This is a genomic window from Arthrobacter sp. YC-RL1 (assembly GCF_001454985.1).
Classification (GTDB): Bacteria; Actinomycetota; Actinomycetes; order Actinomycetales; family Micrococcaceae; genus Glutamicibacter; species Glutamicibacter soli.
Genome location: NZ_CP013297.1, coordinates 1,829,191 through 1,847,360, shown reverse-complemented (window position 1 = coordinate 1,847,360; position 18,170 = coordinate 1,829,191). Strand labels below are relative to the sequence as shown.

The 18,170-nt window shown below is 62.3% G+C and carries 15 protein-coding genes and 1 pseudogene; 9 read left to right on the top strand and 7 right to left on the bottom strand.

Annotated elements, in window-relative coordinates; genetic code table 11:
- Positions 1 to 54 precede the first annotated feature (54 nt).
- The 3 genes from ATC04_RS08625 to ATC04_RS08615 all read left to right on the top strand — a co-directional run bounded on the left by ATC04_RS08625 (position 55) and on the right by ATC04_RS08615 (position 2,576).
- Positions 55 to 1,389, top strand: a complete 1,335-nt coding sequence (locus ATC04_RS08625) for an AI-2E family transporter (RefSeq protein WP_082123913.1) — start codon at positions 55 to 57, stop codon at positions 1,387 to 1,389.
- A 132-nt stretch (positions 1,390 to 1,521) separates the two neighbouring features.
- Entirely contained in the window at positions 1,522 to 2,052 is a 531-nt protein-coding gene (locus ATC04_RS08620; protein WP_047119279.1) for a GNAT family N-acetyltransferase, read from the top strand.
- A 302-nt stretch (positions 2,053 to 2,354) separates the two neighbouring features.
- Entirely contained in the window at positions 2,355 to 2,576 is a 222-nt protein-coding gene (locus ATC04_RS08615) for a type II toxin-antitoxin system Phd/YefM family antitoxin (RefSeq protein ID WP_047119280.1), read from the top strand.
- 65 nt (positions 2,577 to 2,641) lie between these two features.
- Here ATC04_RS08615 and ndk read toward each other — a convergent pair whose 3' ends face one another.
- From ndk to ileS, 4 genes are read right to left on the bottom strand one after another with little or no spacing between them, the layout of a single operon-like run.
- Positions 2,642 to 3,058, bottom strand: coding sequence for a nucleoside-diphosphate kinase (gene ndk / locus ATC04_RS08610; RefSeq protein ID WP_047119281.1), 417 nt, complete (start codon positions 3,056 to 3,058; stop codon positions 2,642 to 2,644).
- A 48-nt stretch (positions 3,059 to 3,106) separates the two neighbouring features.
- Positions 3,107 to 3,538, bottom strand: a complete 432-nt coding sequence (locus tag ATC04_RS08605) for a DUF4233 domain-containing protein (RefSeq protein ID WP_047119282.1) — start codon at positions 3,536 to 3,538, stop codon at positions 3,107 to 3,109.
- A 2-nt stretch (positions 3,539 to 3,540) separates the two neighbouring features.
- Positions 3,541 to 4,833: a Mur ligase family protein gene (locus ATC04_RS08600; RefSeq protein WP_082124058.1), complete on the bottom strand. Its 1,293-nt coding sequence runs from the start codon at positions 4,831 to 4,833 to the stop codon at positions 3,541 to 3,543.
- A gap of 53 nt (positions 4,834 to 4,886) precedes the next feature.
- On the bottom strand, positions 4,887 to 8,156 hold the full coding sequence (gene ileS / locus ATC04_RS08595) for an isoleucine--tRNA ligase (protein WP_047119284.1): 3,270 nt from the start codon (positions 8,154 to 8,156) through the stop codon (positions 4,887 to 4,889).
- A 486-nt stretch (positions 8,157 to 8,642) separates the two neighbouring features.
- On the opposite strand from ileS, the gene helR reads away from it, so the two are divergent.
- Positions 8,643 to 10,832, top strand: a complete 2,190-nt coding sequence (helR, locus tag ATC04_RS08590) for an RNA polymerase recycling motor ATPase HelR (protein WP_052772386.1) — start codon at positions 8,643 to 8,645, stop codon at positions 10,830 to 10,832.
- A 65-nt stretch (positions 10,833 to 10,897) separates the two neighbouring features.
- On the opposite strand, the pseudogene ATC04_RS19865 reads toward helR, so the two are convergent.
- Both ATC04_RS19865 and ATC04_RS19860 read right to left on the bottom strand, forming a co-directional pair.
- Positions 10,898 to 11,272: pseudogene (locus ATC04_RS19865) on the bottom strand (GNAT family protein); the annotation flags it as partial.
- A gap of 24 nt (positions 11,273 to 11,296) precedes the next feature.
- Positions 11,297 to 11,440 (bottom strand): hypothetical protein, encoded by a 144-nt coding sequence (locus ATC04_RS19860; protein ID WP_231735943.1) that lies wholly within the window; start codon positions 11,438 to 11,440, stop codon positions 11,297 to 11,299.
- A gap of 177 nt (positions 11,441 to 11,617) precedes the next feature.
- Here ATC04_RS19860 and ATC04_RS08580 point away from each other — a divergent pair, with 177 nt between their 5' ends.
- From ATC04_RS08580 to ATC04_RS19285, 5 genes are all read left to right on the top strand, one after another.
- Positions 11,618 to 12,862, top strand: a complete 1,245-nt coding sequence (locus tag ATC04_RS08580; protein WP_052772387.1) for a sensor histidine kinase — start codon at positions 11,618 to 11,620, stop codon at positions 12,860 to 12,862.
- A complete protein-coding gene (locus tag ATC04_RS08575) occupies positions 12,859 to 13,476 on the top strand; it encodes a response regulator transcription factor (RefSeq protein WP_047119285.1) in 618 nt (205 codons plus the stop codon). Before ATC04_RS08580 ends, ATC04_RS08575 begins: the two co-directional genes overlap by 4 nt.
- Positions 13,477 to 13,586: 110 nt before the next feature.
- The gene (locus ATC04_RS08570) at positions 13,587 to 15,692 is read left to right on the top strand and encodes an MMPL family transporter (protein ID WP_047119286.1); all 2,106 of its coding nucleotides are present in this window, start codon (positions 13,587 to 13,589) and stop codon (positions 15,690 to 15,692) included.
- The gene (locus ATC04_RS08565; protein WP_047119287.1) at positions 15,685 to 16,122 is read left to right on the top strand and encodes a DUF2871 domain-containing protein; all 438 of its coding nucleotides are present in this window, start codon (positions 15,685 to 15,687) and stop codon (positions 16,120 to 16,122) included. The genes ATC04_RS08570 and ATC04_RS08565 overlap by 8 nt, the downstream gene beginning before the upstream one ends.
- 331 nt (positions 16,123 to 16,453) lie before the next feature.
- Positions 16,454 to 16,738 (top strand): hypothetical protein, encoded by a 285-nt coding sequence (locus tag ATC04_RS19285; RefSeq protein ID WP_152666851.1) that lies wholly within the window; start codon positions 16,454 to 16,456, stop codon positions 16,736 to 16,738.
- A gap of 150 nt (positions 16,739 to 16,888) precedes the next feature.
- Here the strand turns inward: ATC04_RS19285 and ATC04_RS08560 are convergent, their stop codons facing one another.
- Positions 16,889 to 18,070 carry a hypothetical protein gene (locus ATC04_RS08560; protein WP_047119288.1) on the bottom strand — a complete coding sequence of 394 codons (1,182 nt, stop codon included), beginning with the start codon at positions 18,068 to 18,070 and terminating at the stop codon, positions 16,889 to 16,891.
- Between the last annotated feature and the right edge of the window lie 100 nt (positions 18,071 to 18,170).

Genomic DNA, 18,170 nt, shown 5'->3' with positions numbered 1-18,170 from the left:
TTCATTTCGCTAGCCTATTGTTGGAGCTATCACAAACGGCATAGAGGAGCGAGTATGAGTTTGTTTCGCAGGGCGAAACCCTCGACGAAGGAGAGGGCGCCAAAGGTGAAGGCCGACGCGGCGTTGGGCTTGAGCGCCGAGCAGCCGCCGGAATTCACCGTCAGCGGGCTGTGGACCGACCTGCTTGGACGCATGGGAATCCGCAGCGCGCAGATCCTGGTTGTCGGCGCGTTGGCCGGGTTCATCATCGTCGGCATGCTCAGGCTCACCACGATCGTCATCCCGACATTGCTGGCAATCATCATCGCCTGCGCGTTGTGGCCACTGGTTGTCAAGCTGCGCAAGGTCTTCAACGCCTTGCTTTCGGCGTGGATCGTTTTCCTCGGTTCCCTGCTCGTGCTCGGCGGCATCGGCACTGGGTTGGTGTTCTCCGTAACCAACGAATGGTCGACGCTCGTCGACAAGGCGGTCCAGGGCTTCAACCAGCTCAACGAGATTGTCCAGAAAATGCTGGTCGACATTCCGTTCACCATCGACCAGGAGCAGATCGACAAGGCAGTTCAAACCGTCACTGGATTCCTGACCAGTTCCCAGTTCGGCACCGGGGCGCTGAATACGATCAGCGCCGCCGGCAGCTTCATCACCGGGCTGATCCTGCTGCTGGTCATCCTGTTCTTCTTCTTGAAGGACGGCGACCGTATTTGGGCCTTCGCGGTCTCCTGGACCCCGAAGCACTACCGCAACAAGTGGATCCTGTCCGGCGACCGCGCGCTGCACACCTTCGGCGGCTACATCCGCGGCACCTCGATCGTGGCGGCAGTCGACTCGATCGGTATCACCGCCACCTTGCTGGTCCTGCAGGTTCCGCTGGCCATCCCGCTGGGTGTCATCGTCTTCCTGGGTTCCTTCGTGCCGATGGTCGGCGCGACGGTAGCAGGCGTGCTGGCCACCCTTGTCGCCCTCGTCACCAACGGGCCGGTGGTTGCCCTGATCGTGCTGGCCGCGGTCATCATCGTGAACCAGCTGGAAGGCAACTTCCTGCAGCCGGTCGTCATGGCCAACGCCCTGAGCCTGCATGCGCTGGTCGTCTTGATGGCGCTGACCGCCGGCACCGTGCTGGCCGGCATCATCGGAGCGGTACTCGCCGTGCCCCTGACGGCCGCTGCATGGGCCGTGATCAAGGTCTGGACAGGACGCGAGAAGAAGGATCCAGCGGTCGAGGCGAAACAGGACATCCTCGCGGAGGTCGCGCTCGATGAGGAGGAATCCGCACTCGAACGCCTCGACGCCAAGGAGAAGGCCGCCAAGGAGCGGGCGCCTCAGAACAAGGCGGAAGCAGCCAAGCCTGCTCATCCGGCCTCCGACGAGGTGAAGGACGCCGCCGAGTAGTTCAACACCGCGCACTGCCCGCTGTGTACGTCCAAGGGGTCCAGCTTCCATCACCCGGAAGCTGGACCCCTTGTTTTCAGCCGCCTGCGCCATACCCTGCTGCACACCCGGGAAAGGGAAACCGAACACCGTATGAAACCGCTCAGAGAACACCTGGTGCCCAATGGCGGCCGCCTTGCCCTGCGCAGCTTCACCCTGCAGGACATCGATGCCGTGCATGCCTATGCCTCGGATCCGCTGGTCTGCCGGTACGTCGACTGGGGCCCGAACTCCCGACCCGACACCGAGGCGTTCATCAACGAGGCTATGGCCTCCGCCGCCAGCGCGTTGAACCTTGCGGTGACGCTGGACAACGAGGCCATCGGAGCTGGCGCGGTATGGACCGCGAGCGGGCAGCATGCATGCGGAGAACTGGGCTACGCCATGAACAGCACGTGCTGGGACCGAGGGTACGCAACGGTCGTGGCGGGATTCCTGCTCGACCTTGGTTTCAGCGACCTAGGACTGCAGCGCATCGAGGCCACCTGCGCGCCGGAGAACACCTCCTCGCGCAGGGTGCTTGAAAAATCCGGGTTCAGCTACGAGGGGCTTTTGCGAGCCCACAAGCGCACGGCAACGGGTCGCCGCGACTCGCTGCTCTTCGCCAGGCTCGCCACGGACTAGTCCCATCGGTTCACGCTGCGTCAGGGGCGCGTCCTGCGGATCTTGGAACCTTGCCACCGCGGCGGCATCGATACCGCCAGCGGCAATCCACGGATTCATCAATTCGTGTCACAAAATAATGCTGAAGATTGTATTGCCCGATGTTTGTGTGTTTAATGTGACTCATGTGAATTACCTGGAGCGATGCAGAGAACATACTCCCCGGACGGCCACTTGGCCGTTTAGTACCGTGGCCTTCATCCACGGTGCAGGCATCGCCCCATCCTCGACGCTTTGAACACATGACACCAGGAGGAATCTGCATGCTGAATTTCAGCTATGAAAAAGCCCTACAGAATTTTTCGCACCTGCTGGACAACGTGGCGACCGGCCACGAGGTCATCACCGTCCAAGGTGCTAACCATGAATCGGTGGTCCTGATCTCTAAGGACGACTTCGATTCGATCAGCACCGGCGGCCTCCCGGCCCCCACGCTGGCAGCCCCTCCTCCCGGAACCAACAACAACCTCGATGGCTGGTTGTAGGCATCCCCTTTAAACACGCAATCCCAGGGACCCCGAAGGGTCCCTGGGATTGCGTGTTTCATCGGCTAGTTGCCGAACCAGATGCCGATCTCGCGTGCTGCAGACTCTTCCGAGTCCGAGCCGTGAACCAGATTCTGCTGGACCTTCAGGCCCCAGTCGCGGCCCAGGTCGCCGCGGATGGTGCCCGGAGCGGCCGTGGTCGGGTCGGTGGTGCCGGCCAGCGAACGGAAGCCGGTGATCACGTTGTGGCCCTCGGCCACAATCGCGACAACCGGGCCGGAGAGCATGAACTCTACCAGCGGCTCGTAGAACGGCTTGCCTTCGTGCTCGGCGTAGTGCTGGGCCAGCACTTCGCGGGTCGCGGTGACCTGCTTCAGCTCGGCGATGGTGTAGCCCTTGGCTTCGATGCGGGCGATGATCTGGCCGGTCAAGCCGCGCTTGACGCCATCCGGCTTGACCAGGATCAGGGTACGTTCAGTCATGTGACTACCTCTTCGTATCGGTGGTTGAAACTTCGTGGTCGAACGGGCCTAGGCCTGTTCGGGGTGGGCCTTGTCCCAGGCTTCCTGGGCGGCGGCGCGCTGGGCGTTCTCGCGGTCCATGCTTTCGCCCTTGGACAGCGCGTACCACCAACACAGGGTGAACGCGCTGGCCAGGTAGAACATGTCCACCAGGATGAAACCGCTGAGGAAGAACACCACCTGCAGGGCCCAGCCGATGATGAAACCGATCTTCTTGGTCAGCATCGCGCAGGTCACGATGCACAGCACCGCGACCGCGGCGCCCAGGCTGAGGATCACCGCCGGCTCGCCGCGCTTGAGCCCGAAGGCCGCCAGCGTGACGAATACCGCCAGCAGGGCCTCGCAGACCAGCACGGTGGAGGCGAACATCGTTTTAACCGAGCGCTGCTTTTTCTGCATGCCCGGGCGCCACTCGCGCTGGGCGCGGGTCAGCTTGGCCATGACTAGGCTCCTCCCTTGAGCAGGGTCGTAATCTCGCCCACCAGTGTAATCGAGCCGGTCACCAGCACGCCGCCGGACAGGTCGTTGCCTGCCTCGGCGCGGCCGACGGACCACTCGATGGCGTCTTCCAGGTCTTCGGTGACGTGGATGTCTTCTTCAGGCCAGCCGGCGGCCAGCGCCATGTTTGCCAGTTCCCCGGCCGGGATGGCCCGCGGCGAGGAGGACTGGGTGATGCACAGGTCCTCCACCAGGTCGCCGTACTCCTCACGCATGGTGTAGAGCATGGCTTCGGCGTCCTTCTCCTGCAGGATGCCCACCATGAGCACCAGCCGGGAGAAGCCGAAGGATTCGCGGATCGCCTCGGCCGAGACGCGGATGCCGTCCGGGTTGTGCCCGGCATCCACCAGGATGCTCGGCGCGGTGCGCACCAGTTCCAGGCGTCCGGGGCTGGAGGCCTGCGCAAAGCCCTCGCGGACCAGGTCCGCATTCAACTCGCGCTCTCCCCCGCCCAGGAACGCTTCCACGGCGGCCAGCGCCACCGCGGCGTTCTGCGCCTGGTGGGCTCCGAACAGCGGCAGGAAGATCTCGTCGTAGGTCGCGGCCTGGCCCTGGATGCTCAGCAGCTGGCCGCCCACGGCGATCTGGCGGTCCAGCAGCTTGAAGTCCAGGGACTCGAAGGCCGTGCGGACCTCCAGTTCGCGGGCGCGGGCCAGCAGCACGTCGGCGGCGTCCACCGGCTGCACCGAGGAGACGAGGTAGCCGCCGGGCTTCAGGATGCCCACCTTCTCCTGGGCGATCAGCTCGGTGGTGTCGCCCAGCAGGTCGGTGTGGTCCAGCGAGATCGGGGTGATCACCGAGACGTCGCCGTCGGCCACGTTGGTGGCGTCGGTGATGCCGCCCAGGCCCACCTCCAGGACCACCACGTCCACCGGTACCTCCGCGAAGATCGCGAAGGCCAGGATGGTGACTGCCTCGAAGTAGGTCAGGCGGGTTTCCCCGCGCTCGTCCAGCTCGGCGTCGACGATCTCCAGGAACGGGCTGATCTCGTCCCAGACGCGCACGAAGGTTTCCTCCGATACCGGTTCGCCGTCCACGCTGATGCGCTCGGTCACGGAGACCAGATGCGGCGAGGAGTAGCGGCCGGTGCGCAGGTCGTGCGCGCGCAGCAGGGACTCGATCATGCGGGCGGTCGAGGTCTTGCCGTTGGTGCCGGTGATGTGGATAACCGGGCAGGCCTTCTGCGGCTCGCCCAGGATCTCCATGGCGCGGAACATCGGGTCCATGCGCGGTTCCATCTTGTTTTCCGGCGCGCGGTCCAGCAGGTCGCGGTAGACGCGGCTCAGTTCGCTCACTTGGCCGCGTCCTGCATCACGACGACGGTGACCTGCTCGGATTCGACCGAGTCGTCGACCAGTAGCTCCAGCTGCGCGGTCAGCGTCTCGCCGGTCACCAGCTCGCGGTTGGCTTCCAGCGCCGCGATGGTCTCCGAGGTGGCGGTGACCACGGTGCGGATGCGGTCCGAGACCTGCAGGTCCGCGTCCTTGCGGGCGGACTGGATGGAGCGGATCATGTCGCGGGCGGTGCCTTCGGCGGCCAGCTCGGCGGTGACCTCGGTGTCCAGCACCACAAATCCGGCTTCATCGAGCACAGCGGCGCTCCACGAGCCATCGGATTCACCAATAACTGTTGTCATTTCGAAAAGATTAGGAGTAACAACGATTGATTCACCATCGATGTTCATGCTCAATCCTTCAGGTCCGCCCACAAAGTTACCCGAATCGATAGCTTTCTTAATCAAAGGGACGTTTTTGCCAAATACTTTCCCCAGTTCTCTGAAGTTGAGCTTCAAAGTCATTCCGATTCCATATTCTGCGCGGGCAGAATCTGAATATTCGATCAGGGTGACCGACTTCAGGTTCAGCTCGTCGGCGATGATCGACTCGTAGGTGCCGGCCAGGCGGGCGGCATCGGTGAGCACGATCTTCAGCTCTGCCAGCGGCAGGCGCACCCGCAGGTTCTTGGCCTTGCGCAGCGAGGAGCCCACCGAGCAGATCTTGCGGGTGGTTTCCATGGCTTCCAGGGCCGTGGCGTCGGTCGGGAAGTCGTTGGCGTCCGGCCAGTCGGTCAGGTGCACCGAGCGCTGACCGGTCAGGCCGCGGTAGATCTCCTCGCTGGCCAGCGGCAGCAGCGAGGCGGTCACCTTCACCAAGGTTTCCAGCGCGGTGTACAGGGTGTCGAAGGCCTGGGTGTCCTCGTCGAAGAAGCGCTGGCGCGAACGGCGCACGTACCAGTTGGTCAGCGTGTCCATGTAGCGGCGCACTGCCTCGGTGGCGTCGGAGACCTCGTAGGAATCTAGCGCTTGCGTGACCTCGCGCACCAGCTGGCCGGTGGCGGCCAGCATGTACGTATCCAACGGGTCGGTGGAGTCGGTGGAGAACTTGGCCTCGTAGCCGGCACCGTTGTTCGCGGCGTTGGTGTAGAGGTTGAAGAAGTGCCACACGTTCCACAGCGGCAGCAGGACCTGGCGCACGCCCTCGCGGATGCCCTGTTCGGTGACGATCAGGTTGCCGCCGCGCAGGATCGGGCTGGCCATCAGGAACCAGCGCATCGCGTCGGAGCCGTCGCGGTCCAGGACCTCGGTGACGTTCGGGTAGTTCTGCAGGGACTTGGACATCTTCTGCCCGTCCGAGCCCAGCACGATGCCGTGGGAGATCACGTTGGTGTAGGCAGGGCGGTCGAACAGCGCGGTGGCCAGGATGTGCATGGTGTAGAACCAGCCGCGGGTCTGGCCGATGTACTCCACGATGAAGTCCGCAGGATTGTGCCCGCCGTCGAACCATTCCTGGTTCTCGAACGGGTAGTGCACCTGGGCGTAGGGCATCGAGCCGGAGTCGAACCAGACATCCAGCACGTCCTCGACGCGGCGCAGGGTGCCGCCGGCGGCGCAGCCTTCATGGGCGGCGGTCAGCTCGTCGATGAACGGGCGGTGCAGATCCGGCTGGCCGTCGTGGTTCACCGGCAGGCGTCCGAAGAAGTTCTTCAGTTCGTCCAGCGAGCCGAAGACCTCGCGGTGCTCGCACTCCACGCCGTCGCATTCCCAGACCGGGATCGGGGAGCCCCAGAAGCGGTTGCGGGAGATCGACCAGTCGCGGGCGTTCTCCAGCCACTTGCCGAACTGGCCGTGCTTGACGTTGCCCGGGATCCAGTTGATCTGCTCGTTCAGCTCCAGCATGCGGTCCTTGATCTTGGTGACCTCGACATACCAGGAGGAGATCGCACGGTAGATCAGCGGGGTGCGGCAGCGCCAGCAATGCGGGTAGGAGTGCTCATAGGAGGCCTGCTTGACCAGTCGGCCGTCGGCCTTGAGCACGTTGGTGATGGTCTTGTTGGCCTCGAAGACCTGCACGCCTGCGATGTCGTTCAGCGGGCCGCCGGTGAAGACCGGCAGGAACTTGGCGCCCTCGTCCACGGAGAGGATCACCGGGATGCCGTTGGACTCGCAGACCTTCTGGTCTTCCTCGCCGTAGGCGGGAGCCTGGTGGACCAGGCCGGTGCCGTCCGCGGTGGTGACGTAGTCGGCGGTGAGGATCTGCCAGGCGTTTTCGGTGCCGTACTTCTCGGTGTCGGTGTAGGTGTCCCACAGCGGAGCATAGCGCACGCCGGCCAGCTGGGCGCCGGTGTAGCTGGCGGTGATGGCAGCGGCGGCGGCCTTGGCGTCCTTGTAGCCCAGGTCCTTGGCGTAGGAGCCCAGCAGGTCCTTGGCCAGCAGGAACGGTCCGGCGGCCTCCGAGGCCTTCACGCCGTTCTCGCCCGCGGGCACCACGACGTATTCAACGTCCGGGTGCACGGCCAGGGCTTCGTTGGTCGGAAGGGTCCACGGGGTGGTCGTCCAGGCCAGGGCCTGCACGCCGGCCAGCTCGGCCGAGACCGGGTTTTCGCCGGCGAGGATGGTGAAGCCCACGGTGACGGTCTGGTCCTGGCGGTCCTTGTAGACGTCGTCGTCCATACGCAGCTCGTGGTTGGACAGCGGGGTCTCGTCCTTCCAGCAGTACGGGAGCACTCGGAAGCCCTGGTAGGTCAGGCCCTTGTCGCTCAGCTGCTTGAACGCCCAGATGACCGACTCCATGTATTCCACATTGAGGGTCTTGTAGTCGTTCTCGAAGTCCACCCAGCGCGCCTGACGGGTGACGTAGTCCTGCCATTCGTCGGCGTACTTCATCACCGAGGTGCGGCAGGCGTCGTTGAACTTGTCGATGCCCATCTCCAGGATGTGCTGCTTGTCGTTCATGCCCAGCTGCTTCATGGCTTCCAGCTCCGCCGGCAGGCCATGGGTGTCCCAGCCGAAGCGGCGTTCCACGCGCTTGCCGCGCTGGGTCTGGTAGCGGGCAACCAGGTCCTTGACGTAGCCGGTCAGCAGGTGGCCATAGTGCGGCAGGCCGTTGGCGAATGGAGGGCCGTCGTAGAAGACGAATTCTTCGCCCTCGCGCTGGTCGATGGAGGCCTGGAAAGTGTTGTCGTTCTTCCAGTAGTCGAGCACGCGCTTCTCAATTTCTGGGAAACGCGGCGAAGCCGGGGTCGAACCGGTTGGGTCAGTAGTGACCTTCGGGTAGAAGCTCATCGCTTTGGCCGTCCTTCAAGCGTAGGGTCGATAAATCCTTGCCTACGAGGACGACTTTCGCCGCGGTACCACCCCGCTTATCCCCCGCCGGGTGCTGTGGGCACTGGCGGAAAATCGCTTCTCTTCAGCTGTGACGGGCTGGACCCGGTCGGTTCTACTTGGCGCTCGGCGAACGTGATCGAAAAACGCTGTTCTTCCGACGACTCCCCGGTGATGGCCGGTTCAAAGTCATGGTTCATCTATCTTATCGCGACTTGGGCACTGTGAAAATTCGCGGCACCAACAAAGTGCGCAGTGAGCGCACTGTCACATCGCCAATGCGTTCAAGTCGAAAAATCGTGGCATTCTTCGACCTCGGAGACGGCGAAGTTCCCTTGACCCTCATTTTCAGAATAGCCCACCGGCACCCCCTTGCCGCAAGGCCCCGGGCAGGGCGCATAATCGATGTTTGCCCCGCTAGTTTGATGCAATGCCAGGAGTCTTCGAATGCCCTATTTCCCTTCAGCCGCTGGCGCGCCGCTACCTGATTTTTTCGCACTGTCCAACACGCAGGCCGGCCGCTTGCCTGCCGGGTCGCTCGACGCGGACAATGTGCGACTGCAAGAAATCTGGCTGCGTGTGGAGTACCTTCGAACCCAAACCCGGCACCGGCTCATTTCGCGCGGTGCCGACCGGGCGGGGGTTTTGCAACAATCCCTGGAACGGGACGTGGAAGTCACCGAGCTGGGCCAGCGGCTGGCGCAGCTGGACCGCGTCGGTCCCCAGTCCTGCCTGGGATTTATGCAGACGTCTTCCGGCGAGCGCCTTTTCATCGGACGCCTGGGCCTAAGCGATGAACAGGGCAACCCTCTCATGATCGACTGGCGTGCGCCAGCTGCGAAACCGTTTTTCGCTGCGACCCATGCGAACCCGCAGGGTTTGGTGATGCGCCGGAGGTACCGCTGGCGCAAGCAGTTGATCGCCGGCTACTTCGACGAGGTGTTCGACCTGGAGCATCTGGGCGACAGCACCTCGCTGGATGACCATTCGGCTTTTCTTGCATTGCTGGGTGAGCAGCGCACCGGGAAGATGCAGGATGTCCTGGCGACGATCCACGGTGACCAGGACGCGATCATCCGCCGACCATCGACCGGGGCCCTCGTGGTGGACGGGGGTCCGGGGACGGGCAAGACTGTTGTAGCGCTGCATCGTGCCGCGTATCTGCTGTATTCGGACGTTCGGATGAAAAGCCAGGGCGGTCGGGTGCTCGTGGTAAGTCCCCATGATTCCTATACAGCCTATGTTTCCGACGTCTTGCCGAACCTCGGGGAGGACGAGGTACTGGTTTCAACACTTTCGAACATGGTTTCGAACGCTGGTGCCATCGAGGTGGAGTCCGACGCGCGCATCAGGCAGCTCAAGGCTACCGCCGCGATGGTTGACGCCGTGGAACGAGCCATTCAGGTGTTCGAACAGCCTCCCGTGCAGGAATTGGTCATTGAAACCCCGTGGGCTGATCTCATGCTCTCCCCTGCCCAATGGACGGCCGCGGTGAATTCGCTCGAATCGGGTTTGGACCATAACGCCGCGCGCTCCCAGTTGCGCGAGATACTTGTCGACCAGTTGGCGGCGAAGATATCCGGCGACGAGGTCAGCGGTTCAGAAGCCAGGCAAGCAGTTGCTACCAGCGACCAGCTGGATGCCTGCTTGGAGGAGTACTGGCCTGTCTTGGATCCGGGCAATCTCTTGCGGACCCTGTATTCGAACGCACCCTTGCTTCGCTACTGTGCCCGGGAGCTGAGCTTGGACGACATCGACACGCTGCTGCAGGCAGGGGCCGGGACAGCGTGGACCGAGTCTGATTTGCCGTTGCTCGATGCAGCCCGGGCGCTGGTTGGCGACCCGCACGGTGAGCAGGTCCGTTTGCGGCGTGCCGCCGAATTCGCTTCGGAACGCAGGCTGATGCGACAGGTCATCGACGACCTGATCGCTTCCGCCGATGACAAGGAAGACCTGTCCTCGCAGCTGATGAATTCCGACCTGCAGGATCGCTTAATCCAGCAACGGTCCGTCGAGGAACCACCTGGCGACGCCTTGGCAGGGCCTTTCTCCCACGTGATTGTTGATGAAGCCCAGGATCTGACCGATGCCCAGTGGGCGATGGTGCTGAGGCGTTGTCCCTCGGGCAGCCTGACGATTGTCGGCGACCGGGCGCAGGCAACTGGAGGTTTCAGCGAGTCCTGGGCTGAGCGCCTAGCCCGGGCAGGCATACGGGACGTCAATGTTGCACAACTGAACATCAATTATCGAACCACCGCCCAGGTCATGGATGCCGCCGCAAGTGTCATCCGCCAGCAGATGCCTGAGGCGAATGTTCCTGTGTCCATTCGCTCCGATGGCGCACCGGTACGATATGCACATCCCGATGAACTGGAACCGATTCTCAGTGCCTGGCTGCAAAACCACGCTGAAGGTATCGCCGCGGTCATCGGCCACGACTCGTTCGTACCGCGGCCGAGGGTTGCCGCGTTGAGCCCTGAGCAGGCCAAGGGGCTGGAATTCGACCTTGTCCTGCTGTACCGGCCCGAGCGCTTTGGTTCCGGCGTGGAAGGATCCGTGCGACGCTACGTCTCCATGACCCGAGCCACCTCGCAGCTGGTGGTGCTGCACGATGCGGCTAGAACAGGCACCGCATGAAGCCGACGAGGTATCTCGTAAAGCCCGGCGGATTGCCGGAACCGATGCCGAAAGGCAGAAAATTCTTACACCGCGATGTCATCCCATTCGAAACGGGTGACGGTTCCACTTGACCAGTCGTCACGCAGGATTGAGTAGCCGATCGAGGCCATGGGTCGACCATCCGTTGTTGGCCATCCCATTCGGTAGTGAGCTTCCTTTAGAAACCCAGAGCGAATAAAGGTCTTGCGCATGGCGATGTTGTCTTCCCGCGTCTGGCCTTCGAAGCGGAGAGTGTGCGGCATTGATTCGAAAACCAAGTCGCATAGGGCGCGCAGTACCTTCACGCCGATCCCTTGCCCTCTATACGACTCGACCAGACGCAGATCGAACAGCGGAGATTCGGCGTCCTGCAAGTCTTCCAAGACAACCATTCCAATGCGTTGTTCGCCTTGCGCTACCCAGTAGCCTTGCCGGTCTTCATTCTAGTAATAGCTATTTTCGATTCTTGTCCGTACGTCTTCAACACGGGGTGCCTGCTGGACATGGAACGGGAATCGATTGGCGGTCAGGAACTTGAGCAGCTCGTCGGCATCAGAGGCCGACATCTGAACGAAAGCGATGCACATGTACTGAGTTTACGCGGAGGGGATTTTCATATCCCCCTATTCGTCTCGCCCAATTCGGGAAGCAACTTTGCCGAGGTATAAAACATCGGATTGGAGCCAGGGAAATCGGCGAGCGCATAGCGTTCCTTCCCCAAAAGAGGAACATGGCCAACCACGGATGTTCGGTAGTCTCAAGACATGAGCCTTTACCCGTCCTCAGCGCCACATCTGGAATCAGGACACCAGCTGATCACTTCACCGGCGATCCTCCGCTGGGGCCAGCATGTGGTCACCGCCATCCTTCTCGCGGTGGTGGTGCTGCGCGGCCTCTCCACGGAAGCCAGCCTCTGGCCGGTGCTCCTGGCGGCAACGCTATTTGCTGGGTGGTACATTGCCGGCTTCGTCCGCATGGCGGTGCGCGGGGAAGCCAAGCTTCCATCTTGGTGGATTGCCGTGCTCCTGGCCGTCTGGGTGGCGAGCCTTTGGACGACCCCGGAGTTCATGTGGCTGGCGTTCAGTCTCTGGCTGTTGCTGGGACACCAGCTGCCCTTGCTCCCGTCCATCCTCTGGTCTCTGGTGCTTTACGCCTTCACCATCATGACCCCGTACCTGCACAATGGACAGTCCTCCTTGGCATCCGTCGTCGGGCCTTTGGTCGGCGGATTGTTCGCCTGGGGCATCTCCCGCGGCTACCTGCAGCTTGAACGCGATGCGGAGATCCGCAGCAAGCTGGTGGATTCATTGATGCGTGCCCAGCAGGAAATGGCGGACCTCCAGGAAGAACTGGCCCGCTCGCAGCATGAGGCGGGTATCGCTGCCGAGCGCACCCGCTTGGCGCGGGAGATTCACGACACGGTGGCCCAGCAGCTTTCCTCGATCGGGCTCCATGCCAAGGCGGCAACCGCTGCCGCGGATGCGCAGACTGCCCTGGACGCTCTGGCGCGTATTGATGAGCTCTCCGGACAGTCGCTCAACGACTTGCGCCGGATCATCGCGGCACTGGCCCCGGCGGAACTGGACACCCAGGCGCTCGCCGGAGCCTTGGAACGTGTACTGGCGTCATTCGAAACTGATTCGAAAGTCGCGACTCGCTTGAACGTTGAGGAAGGCATCCCCGCGCTGGATCCCAGCATCCAGATTGCGCTGCTGCGTACGGCGCAGTCAGCACTGTCCAACGTCAGGCGCCACGCGCAGGCCACACGGGTCAGCCTGAACCTTGGGGTGCTTGCCAACGAGGTGCGCATGGATATCGTTGATGACGGCATAGGATTTGATGTCGAGTCACCGCGACACGGGGCAACACCAGCCGGCGGCTTTGGTTTGACCGCAATGATCCAGCGATTGGGCGAGCTCGGTGGCGGCCTGGACATTGAAAGCTCACCAGGTGAAGGCACCGCCCTGTGCGCGCACCTGCCAATGACTCCTCGGAAGGATGCACAGTGATCAAAGTGCTGCTGGTTGATGACCATCCCATTGTCCGCACCGGACTGCGGGCGTTGCTGGCCAATTATCCGGAAATCTCGGTGCTCGGGGAGGCCTCCAGCGGCGAGGAAGCGGTAGCGATCACCCAGAGGGATCCGGCGGATGTGGTGCTGTGCGATCTGCGCCTGGGCGACGGCATGAACGGCGTGGCGACCACTGCTGCGTTGCGGGCGATGCCTAATCCCCCGCAGGTGCTCATTCTGACCACCTTCGACAAGGATGCCGAGATCATCCAGTGCATCGAGGCCGGAGCGGCAGGCTACCTGCTGAAGGACGTCTCGTCCCAGACCATTATCGACTCGATCCGCCAGGCTGCGGCAGGGCAGCTGGTTTTGGCACCTGAAATGACGCAACGGGTGCTGGCTGGGATGCGCCGTCCCAAGGTGGAACTCACCCAGCGAGAGTCCGAAGTGCTGCAGCAGCTGGCGACCGGTGCCAGCAACAAGCAGATCGCCAAGACCCTCTTCGTCTCGGAAGCGACAGTCAAAACCCACTTGGTGCATATTTTCGACAAGCTCCAGGCAAGCTCCCGCACGGGGGCAATCCATGCAGCCAAGGACCTCGGCCTGCTCTAACCAGGCGGAAGCCATGGCGACTCGCCCGAGGCCGCCTCAACCGTTCGGTTGATCTTTGAATCAGCACAAGCCACGATGGCAGACACTGTTAATCCGAGTTGACTGGAAGTATGAAAGTTCCAGTCATTTCCCGCGTCGCCAGTTCGCTGACTTCCCGGCGTTCAGCCCGTTGGTGGACCGTGGCCCTGCTCGCCGTGGTCGTGTTGCTCTTTGGCGCTTTGAGCGGGGTGGATGCCCCCAAGCGCGCAGACAGTTCGCTCGTTGCCGGCTCAGATTCCGCCAAGGTCGCCGAACTGCTGGCACAGAACAGCGACAGCACCACAACCTCCGCCATCCTTGTCGCCAACGGTTCCACTGGGGAAGCGTTGAGCAGCAGCAAAATCGATCAGGTCACCAAGCTCGCACCGCAGATGGCTTCCGACCTGGCGGTCAAGACAGGTCCAGCTCTTCCCAGCGAGGACGCCAAGGCCGTGATGGTTCCAGTTTCCTGGGACACCGTCGACCTGGACGCCGACAAGCAGACCCTGACCGAGATCCGCGACTGGCTGGGCGCGCACGAGTTGTCCCGCGTCCAGTTGCAGATGACTGGTTCAACCGCCTTCGCAGCTGACGTCAGCCAGGCTTTCGCAGGCGCCGACTTCACCCTGCTGGCAGTCACCGTCGGCATCGTGGCGGTGCTGCTAATCGCCACCTACCGCTCCCCCATTCTCTGGCTGATTCCGCTGGCCGTGGTGGCCTTGGCCGACCGTAGCGCCTCGATGGTCGCCGACGTTCTGGGCAACGCCTGGGACCTGCATTTCGATTCCGGCGTGCTCAGCGTGCTGGTCTTCGGCGCGGGCACCAACTACGCGCTGCTGCTGATCTCCCGCTACCGCGATGAACTGCAGAAGAACGAGGACCACCGCAAGGCGCTGGCCAAGGCCTGGGCCGCCAGCTTCGAAGCAATCCTCACTTCCAACCTCACCGTAGTCCTGGCTCTGCTGACCTTGTCTCTTGCCGTCATGGAAGACACCCGCGGCTTGGGCATCGTCTGCGCCGCCGGCTTGCTCATCGCAGCCTTGTTCGTTTTCCTGCTGCTGCCGCCGGTCCTCGCTCTGTGCGGACGCAAGGTGTTCTGGCCGCTGGTTCCCAAGCCGGGCCAGCCGAACACCCGCGGCAAGTACTTCGGCAAAGCCGCCACCGCGGTCATGCGCAAACCGGGGGCCAACCTCGCAGCCCTGGTTGTGCTGCTGCTGGTCTTGGCCGGCGCGCTGACCGGAACCCGTCTCGGTCTGGACCAGACCCAGCAGTTCCGTACCCCGACCGAATCGGCGAGCGCCATGACCGTGCTCTCCGAGCACTACCCGGCCGGCGAAGCACAGCCAATCACCGTGCTGGTTGATGGATCCGACACCACTGTCCTGCAGGAGCGGCTCAAGGGCCTCGACGGGGTGGTGCGCGTCGGCGAAGCCCGCGAACTCGGGGATTCCTCCTGGCAGCAGTTCTCCGTGATCTCCTCGGATGATCCTTCCGGCTCCGAGGCCATGGATCTGGTCGCCCAGATCCGTTCGACCGCCGACGAGGCAAGCACTGCCACGGTCTTGGTGGGCGGGCAGAGCGCATCGCAGTACGACTCGCATCAGGGCCACCTGCGCGACCTGTATGTCATCGCTCCGATGATCATGATCATCTGCTTCGCCATGCTCGGCTGGCTGACCCGTTCCTGGCGTACGGCCCTGTCTCTGGGTTTGGTCAACCTGCTCAGCGCCGCGGCGGCCGTGGGACTCGGCTCCTTGATCTCGTCGATGGTCTTCGATGTCTCGGCATTGGACGTCCAGGTTCCGCTGCTGGCCTTCGTGTTCCTGGTCGCTCTGGGTGTTGACTACACGATCTTCTTCACCCAGCGAGTCCGCCAGAACTCCGCCACGTCCTCGCTGACAGATGCCGTGGCCAATGCGGCACGCAGCACCGGCTCGGTAATCACCAGCGCCGGCCTGGTCCTTGCCGGAGTCTTCGCAGCCCTCTCCGCCCTGCCGCTGATGGTTCTGGGACAGCTGGGACTCATCGTGGGCCTCGGCGTCCTGTTGGATACCTTCGTGGTCCGCACCCTGTTGCTGCCGGCACTGTTCGCAGTCCTCGGTTCCAACAACAAGCCGGTCTTCGGCAAGGGTTCAGGCGTCCAGTATGCCGTTGAATCCGAAACTTCACCTTCGACAGAAAGCTCCATCAATGCGTAAGCTCGTCAATCTTTCGTTCATCTACATGGCCGTCGGTGTGGCCTCCGGCTTGTTCTACCGCGAATTCACCAAAATGAACGACTTCCCGGAAGGCGGCTGGACCCAGCTGTCAGTCGTCCACACCCACCTGCTGGTGCTCGGATTCATGGTCCTGCTCATGGTCCTGTTGCTGGAGAAGGCGTTCAACATCAGCGCCCATGCCAAGCTCTACGCATGGTTCATGTGGACCTACAACATCGGTGTCGTCCTGACCGCGGCCATGCTCACCGTGCACGGATCGCTGACCGTATTGGGCAAGGAATCCAGCGCCATGATTGCAGGTATCGCCGGGCTGGGGCACATCGCGCTGACGGTCGGCATGGTTCTGCTGTTCGTCATGCTGCGCCGCAGCGTTCCTGCCGCCAAGGTTTCGAAGGCTGTTGGCGCCTAAGAGCCTAGTACCAAGCGACTAAAACGTCGCGGCCGTTCCCTCGATTCAAACCGGGAACGGCCGCGGCGTTTTGCCCGCAATGAGAAAAGCAGTCAGGAACATACAATGGGGAAATCCGCGTAGCGCTCATTATCCAATCCGTTTTTTGACAGCAATACTCGGCAGAAAGTGCACCGATTCGAATGCGATGACTAGATATTTCTTATGATTCTTCCTCAAACACAACTGTCACGGGCTATGCTTTGAAATCATTGGCGACTAGGGCAGCTCCTCGGTCGCATCGGGGTCAAGTTCGCCCGGCGATTCGCACATGCCGGGACGTTTTCGCCTAATGTCCATTTCGAACGAAGGAAACCAAAAGTTGTTTTTGACTCAAGAAACAAGACTGTTTCACATTCTTGGATGGGCAGTTGCCTCGGTTTCCACGGCACTTGGAGTTTTCTTCGTGTCCGCCCAAAGCACGGTTGTCTGGGACAAGAATTATGGCTCGGAAGACCTCTACACATCGCGAGTCATTGATCTGGAGCCAGTTGGACTTGTACTTCTCGGTGCCGGCATCTTGTCGCTGGTCGCGTTGTGTATCGTCGAAGTCCTGCTCCGTCGGCCTCGACAGTAGGTTCCATTGTGGACGTTGGCTGAAGTCCGATGGCTTGCAACGCCTAGCAACTCGAAATTCGAGCCATTTGTGATGGCGCGGTGGAATTCACATACTTTTTTGCAGTCCCCTCACGCCATGAAAAGAATTACGTTGTCGACCATGGCGCCCCTATTTGTCCACAGCCAATTTCAATGATGCTCTCTCTTGGTGGCTGCGGTAGGCAACCGCCCCGCGTATGGCTGCGCGATCTCGGGCCGCCCGCTTCTTGAGCAGCACCGCCATCGCATCGCCGTCGTATCGGCCCAAGGGCTGCGGAGGCAAGCTGCCCGGTACAAGCCATCTGCGAACTAGCAGCAGCACCAGCACAAAAACCAGGAGCAATTCAATGCCAAGGAAGAGCAGGTACGCCAACGACGTTTGCCGATTCTCTTCGTTCATCCACAGCGCCGGCAGCGCGGCCATGGCCGCGGTGGCGAGGACCTTGGCGCCCATGGCCATGAGCGCGAAATACGTTTCCGGATGCGAAACCCATCTGCTGTGACGGCTCCCCCTGGTGTGCCGTATCGCCAGCAGCGTCATAAGGACCGCGTCGATGATCAAGAGGTTCACCACCGACGCGGCAGCGGACAGGAACAGCACCGTCGCCCAGTGGCGGGCCAAGCCCGCGGTTCCGTGGACAATCGCAATGTAGGCCACGAGCACACCCAGATGAACCAGCATCATCAGCGCGATGATCCAGAGCTTGCGGCGAACCAGCGAAGCCCGGGCGCGGACCCGTCCACCGGCTCTTGGCCTCCCCCATTGCTTGGCATACCACTGGTCGTAGGCCTGCAGCGGTTCTTCCCCCAGAAGTCCAAGCACGGCGTCGGCCTGCGCCGCGTTGACCTCGTCAAGATGGCCCAATTGCAGCAGCAGGGCGCCGATGGCAACACAGACGATGTGTTCAAGGCGCTCAATGCCGGAAGTAAAGAGCACCCCGATCGCGCCCATACCGATCATGCTGCCCAGGAAGAGCCGGCAATTTTGCAGGATGCGGATCTTCACCGGCCGCTCCACAGGGTAGGGCGCCAGCGGCGCAGTGGCGGCCAGGCCCGGAGCTGCCAGGGCCAACGCGATCACGATGGCAACAATCACCGCATAGCCTGCCAGAATCAGCCCGGGACCCGGTACCGTCACGGCTTCAACCCACGCGGAAAAGCCGATCCAGACTCCCTCGCGCAGCAGCGGCAGGGTCAAGGGAAGGTAAATGCTCAGGGCGAGAATGGCCGCCATCTGCCCTGGTTGGTCCCGGCCATACAGCCGTGTCCCCTCGGCGAGGTGGCGCAGGGATGAAGGAAAAGCGTTGCGCATAAACGGTACACCATCCATTTCATGCCGAGGCCTGGGGCGTCGGGATCGACCTGAACGAAAAAGCGACTGTGAACTGATCATATGTGAACCCCAGGGTTTC

What these genes read in the sequence shown, in the direction of transcription:
- ileS (WP_047119284.1), bottom strand. Translation starts at nt 8,156, where the DNA reads ATGAGCTTCTACCCGAAGGTCACTACTGACCCAACCGGTTCGACCCCG.
- ATC04_RS08605 (WP_047119282.1), bottom strand. Translation starts at nt 3,538, where the DNA reads ATGGCCAAGCTGACCCGCGCCCAGCGCGAGTGGCGCCCGGGCATGCAG.
- ATC04_RS08625 (WP_082123913.1), top strand. Translation starts at nt 55, where the DNA reads ATGAGTTTGTTTCGCAGGGCGAAACCCTCGACGAAGGAGAGGGCGCCA.
- ATC04_RS08620 (WP_047119279.1), top strand. Translation starts at nt 1,522, where the DNA reads ATGAAACCGCTCAGAGAACACCTGGTGCCCAATGGCGGCCGCCTTGCC.
- ATC04_RS08565 (WP_047119287.1), top strand. Translation starts at nt 15,685, where the DNA reads ATGCGTAAGCTCGTCAATCTTTCGTTCATCTACATGGCCGTCGGTGTG.
- ATC04_RS08580 (WP_052772387.1), top strand. Translation starts at nt 11,618, where the DNA reads ATGAGCCTTTACCCGTCCTCAGCGCCACATCTGGAATCAGGACACCAG.
- ATC04_RS08615 (WP_047119280.1), top strand. Translation starts at nt 2,355, where the DNA reads ATGCTGAATTTCAGCTATGAAAAAGCCCTACAGAATTTTTCGCACCTG.
- ATC04_RS08560 (WP_047119288.1), bottom strand. Translation starts at nt 18,070, where the DNA reads ATGCGCAACGCTTTTCCTTCATCCCTGCGCCACCTCGCCGAGGGGACA.
- ATC04_RS08570 (WP_047119286.1), top strand. Translation starts at nt 13,587, where the DNA reads ATGAAAGTTCCAGTCATTTCCCGCGTCGCCAGTTCGCTGACTTCCCGG.
- helR (WP_052772386.1), top strand. Translation starts at nt 8,643, where the DNA reads ATGCCCTATTTCCCTTCAGCCGCTGGCGCGCCGCTACCTGATTTTTTC.
- ATC04_RS08600 (WP_082124058.1), bottom strand. Translation starts at nt 4,833, where the DNA reads ATGGAACCGCGCATGGACCCGATGTTCCGCGCCATGGAGATCCTGGGC.
- ndk (WP_047119281.1), bottom strand. Translation starts at nt 3,058, where the DNA reads ATGACTGAACGTACCCTGATCCTGGTCAAGCCGGATGGCGTCAAGCGC.
- ATC04_RS19860 (WP_231735943.1), bottom strand. Translation starts at nt 11,440, where the DNA reads ATGTGCATCGCTTTCGTTCAGATGTCGGCCTCTGATGCCGACGAGCTG.
- ATC04_RS19285 (WP_152666851.1), top strand. Translation starts at nt 16,454, where the DNA reads ATGTCCATTTCGAACGAAGGAAACCAAAAGTTGTTTTTGACTCAAGAA.